This is a genomic window from Kitasatospora sp. MBT63, from assembly GCF_000710465.2.
In the GTDB taxonomy this organism is placed as follows: Bacteria; Actinomycetota; Actinomycetes; order Streptomycetales; family Streptomycetaceae; genus Kitasatospora.
Map to the genome: position 1 here is coordinate 1 of NZ_JAIZ01000189.1, position 4803 is coordinate 4803.

Sequence of the window (4803 nt, forward strand, 5' to 3'; positions counted from 1 at the left end):
GCCGACAACACCCTCACCGTCGTCGACACCACCACCAACCGGAGCATCGGCGAACCCGTCCCCACCGGTGCGAAGCCCAGCGCGATCGCCGTCAGCGACGACGGCAAGCACGCCTACGTGGCCAACCGGGCGGACAACTCCGTCACGGTCATCGATACATCGGCCGAGGAGCCTGATGCGCGCCAGGTGATTTCCACGGGCCGGGCGCCCAGTGCGATCGCCGTCAGCAACGACGGCAAGCACGCCTACGTGGCCAACCAGGCCGGCGACTCCGTCACGGTCATCGAAACAGCCGATGGAAAGGTAGTCGGCGAGCCAATCCCCACAGGCACGAAGCCCAGTGCGATCGCCGTCAGCGGCGACGGCAAGCACGCCTACGTCACAAACAGGTCGGACAATTCGATGACCATGATCGATGTCAGCACTCAAAAGGTCATCAAGGACAGCATCCCGACGGGGCCCTTGCCGCAAGGAGTGTCGATCACTCCGGACTCCTCGCGCGTTTACGTGGCGAACGGTGGTGACGGGTCCATCACCGTGGTCGACGCGACCTCCGGTGCCCCAACGGGAAATCCGATCAAGATTAAGGAAGAGGAAGAAGGAAAGGTCGCACGGCCTTTCGGAATTGCGATCGACGGCATTCGCAGCTACACCACCAGCGACCAGAAGCCCGGCGCATCGACCAGCTACTCGTCCCCCGAGCACCACCGAAAGGTCGTCCTGCATCTGGCAGGCCACTTCGCTACGGCTTCAGCCAACCAGCTCGGACCGCGGGGCATGCTGATCAGCCTTGACTCCTCCACTGCTGGCGATCGCTCTCGCTATTTCACCATCAATCGCACGGATGACGGCAAGTACTCGATTCTTCACAGCAGCGGTGGATACGTCACACTCGGAGACCGCGGAATGCTGGACGCATCCTCCCCTACCGTGGGCCCCTCCGAGAAGTTCGATTACATCGACCTCGGGGGTGGTAAATTCGCCCTGCGGGCGGCGGACGGGAGGCCTGTTTCCTACACCTCCTACCCTGACGGAGGCACCGTTCTGCAAACCGATATGGGTGACATCGGCAGCCGGCACGCCTTTAAGTTTTCCATCCAATAATTTCTGAGATTGCCCGGCGCCTTGGGGTGCGCATCGGGTTGTGACCACTCTGCGGGCTTCGCCTTCGCGGTCGTGCCTGATCCGATGGACCGCATTGTGTGACGTGCCTGCAACTGCCAGATGCCGAGTGGGAGTTCGGGAAGCGACAGCCGGAACGGGTGCCAACAGGGAGGTCCGGCACCATCGCGCTGCCATTCCAGCGACCGGGCCCCTGCCCAGGACCCCGCGGCAAGCGGGCACAAGCCGGTGCAAGCCGGTGCAAGAGGCCCGGTCACGCCCGTGGGCCGACAGCTGGACCGGGACAGGAGCAGGCACTACAGGGGATGGGTGACCAGATCGAACAACCTCAAGATGATCACCGGAGGTAAAACAACAAGCTAAGGACAGGCTGGTCCATACCAGGTGGTGCGGGACGGAGCCTCGGACGGCCCACCACGTCACCGCCGACCGGACCAGGACCCCGTTGGCACGGAGTCTCGGCTTATGGGTCTCCGGTCCGGTCCGACGTCGGCCCGCCATTCACGTCACTTCTTCAGGCGGGCAGCGACCGGGAGCCCGATGAGGAGCAGGAGGCCGGCCGCCGAGGCGTAGGCAAGGTGGTAGCCGGACAGCGACAGGCTGCCGTGTGCCGCTTCACCGACGGCTTCGGCAATGCCCGCCAAGACGGTGGGGCCCACACCGCTGCCGATCTGCAGAGCGGTGATCGTGACCGCCGCAGCGGTACCGTGTGCCCGGTCCGGTACGTCACGCAAGCCGGTGGCGGTGATGGCCGGGAACGCCAGCCCCTGCCCGACACCGGTGACGACCAGGCCGGTCAGAACCACCCCCGCATAAGGAGTGTGGGTTCCGGCCGTGCACCAGATCAGCACGCCGCCGGCGGTGAGGCAGATGCCAGATGCCAGCAGTACGCGTAGTCGGCGGGCTTTCATCAGACGGCCGGAGATCACCGCGGTGGTGGTGACGGCCAGACTGACGGGAAGGATCGCAAGGCCCGATGAGGCCGGGGACAGGCCACGAACCTGCTGGAGGTAGAGCGGCAACAAGAACAGCGAGCCGGTGACGCAGAAGTAGAACGCACTCGCCACCACCGCCGCGATGCGTACTCCGCGCACGCGCAGCAGTCCACGGTCCAGCAGGACCGAATCCCCACCGCGGGCACGGCCTCGGTGCCACCACAGGCATCCGCAGGCCGCCGCGGCTATGACCAGGATGCCCGCGAGCGGGCCACCGCCGGGCCGGGAAGCCGTATCGGCGCCCAGGATGACCAAGGTGATCGCAGCCACCAATGCCACGGCTCCCACCAGGTCGAGGCGGCCCCGATGGTGATTCGGTGCACCAATCGGCAGCCACCGCACCGCAGCCGCGGCCGTGCACACCGCGACCAGGACCTGCAGCGCGAACACCCATCTCCAGCCGAGAGCACTCGTGACCACTCCCCCGAGCACCAGTCCCGCCCCGTAGCAGCCTGCCTGTGCGGCGGAGAACACCCCGAAGGCATGTGAACGCATCGGACCACTGGGATACACCGATGTCAGCAGGGCCGTGGCCGCCGGCATGGTGATTGCCGCTCCCGCGCCCTGCAGCACACGCCCTGCCACGACCATCCAGAACACCGGCGCCGTGAACGCGAGCGCGGCACCCGCCGCCACCGTGGCCAGGCCCCAGACGAGCACCCAGCGGCGGCGCAGCCGGTCCGCCATCGCCCCACCGCACAGCAGGAGACCCGCGAACGAGAGCGCGTAGCCGGTCACGGCCCAGGAAAGATTCTGTGCCGAGGTGCCGAAGTGCGCGCCGATCGAGGGCAGAGCACTGTTGAGCACGGCCACACCGCCGGCGTCCAGGCCCGCCGCCGCACTCAGCACGGCCAGCGGAACATACCGGGCGGATACCTGGCCACCGCTCGCCGGCCGACCCGGGCGGCCGCGCCGGGCCGGCTCGCCGGACGCCGGTGAGGACGCATCGGCTGAGCGCGGTTCGCCGGGACCTGCGGCCATGCGCGACTTCCAGGGAGGCGACAGCATCGGAAGGCGGCCCGCCCGTCGCGGAACAACCCGCGGTGTGGGCACGCCGTATGGAGCCAGTCTAAAGCCGGATCGCTGACAGTGACGAGAGACCGTCCCGGGCAGGTACCGGGGATGGCCCGGCCAGGGGCCCCGGCCGGGGTAGCTCGCGGCGGCCAGCTGATTCCGGTCCGGCTCGGGGTAGGAGTGTGCTCATGTGCAGGTAGCCCTCAGGCTCGGAGGAGGATGCGGCTGCGGAGGGGGTCGAGCCCGGCCCGGCCGTAGCCGGCGCGTTTGAGGAGCTTGACCCTGGTCACCTGGCCTTCGACCTGACCAGAGCTCCAGGTGCTCGACAGGCCGGCGACGACTGCGTCCCGATCGTGGAGAAGGCCGTCGGCGAACTGTCGCAGGGCAGGCAGATCCGGTCCCGGCAGATGATCTGCACCTTGGGGTGGTCGGCAAGCCAGCGGGCCACCGGTGCGGCCTCGCGGCCGGGCAGCACGTCGATCGGTCGGCGGGCCTCAAGGTCGACCAGCAGCGTGGCATAGGTGTGGCCTTTGAGCAGGGCGAAGTCGTCGATGCCCAAGACCCGGACGGGCCCTGGTTCGGCCAGCTTGGTGGTTCGCAGCAGCCGCAGCAGGGTGTCCTTCGCCGCGGTCATGCCCAGCCTTCGACGAGTACGCAGCATGACCACGCCCGCGTCCCGGTGCACCGACTCGACCACCACGCCCGCCAGATGCGGGAGAACCTCCCGCAAACCCCCTGAACCGCACACCCATCCGAAACGATCGAACGGCTACAACGTCACAAGATCAGCGACAGAGCCCGTTCGTCTGTACTCGGCTGAGCACTTGAGTACGCGGACACTCACCGGCGGACCGGGGCAGGACCGGCAGCAAGCACCACGTCATCCTCGACGCCAACGGCATCCCTCTGGCCGCCACTGTGACCGGCGGCAACCGCAACGACGTTACTCAGCTCCTGCCCCTGATCCACGCCGTGCCGCCGATCCGCGGTAAGCACGGACGCCCTCGTCGGCGCCCCGACACGCTCTATGCCGACCTCGGCTACGACCACAACATCTACCGCCGCCAGGTCCACGAACTGGGCATACGCCCGCTCATCGCCCGACGCGGAACCGGACACGGCAGCGGCCTGGGCAAGAACCCTGGGTCATGGAAGCCGCCTTCGCACTCCTGCACTGGTTCCCCGCCGGTCTGGTGGATGCGATCGGCGCGCCACTTTGCCCGGGGCGTCCTGGCAGCGGGAAGTGATGGATTGTCGGCACCTCGCGCGGCGCTCGGCCTGGAGCCGGTTCCGGCGATTGTCGAGGGGGGCAGTCGAAGGTGAAGCGCCTGGCCGGCCGTCGCGCTGGCCGGCGTCGACCTCGGCCTGCCGGACCCCGGCCCGCCCCGCGGTCTCGGTCGGGTCGAAGTCTTTCGCGACCTGACCGAGCGAGCGGCCACCGCGCCGGCACAGCTCGACGATTTTGGCCTTGAACTCCGGCGTGAACGAGCGGCGAGGGTGTGGCTTCTTCCTCCCCATGCTCTCCATGTGGCCGTCATCCCTACCAGGGCCGAAGCAAGCTCCTGATCAGGAGTGTCCGACGAAAGAATCAAGCCCAGCCTCCTCCGAGGGCCGTTTGTAGGTTTGTTCGGGGGATGGGTGGGGTGGGTGGGTGCTGTGAAGCTGGCCGTGC

Annotated in this window: 3 protein-coding genes and 1 pseudogene; 2 read left to right on the top strand and 2 right to left on the bottom strand. The window is 67.7% G+C overall.

Features of this window, described 5'->3' with window-relative positions; all coding sequences use genetic code 11:
• The coding region (locus AA75_RS13085) for a beta-propeller fold lactonase family protein (RefSeq protein ID WP_051812247.1) at positions 1 to 1104 on the top strand (1104 nt) is incomplete at its 5' end.
• 524 nt (positions 1105 to 1628) lie between these two features.
• On the opposite strand, the gene AA75_RS13090 is transcribed toward AA75_RS13085, so the two are convergent.
• Positions 1629 to 2966, bottom strand: a complete 1338-nt coding sequence (locus AA75_RS13090) for an MFS transporter (RefSeq protein ID WP_051812249.1) — start codon at positions 2964 to 2966, stop codon at positions 1629 to 1631.
• 451 nt (positions 2967 to 3417) lie between these two features.
• Positions 3418 to 3861 carry a transposase gene (locus tag AA75_RS13095; protein WP_149038102.1) on the bottom strand — a complete coding sequence of 148 codons (444 nt, stop codon included), beginning with the start codon at positions 3859 to 3861 and terminating at the stop codon, positions 3418 to 3420.
• 110 nt (positions 3862 to 3971) lie between these two features.
• Between AA75_RS13095 and AA75_RS45525 the strand changes: the two are divergent.
• Positions 3972 to 4285, top strand: a pseudogene (locus AA75_RS45525) (transposase); the annotation flags it as partial.
• Positions 4286 to 4803 lie beyond the last annotated feature (518 nt).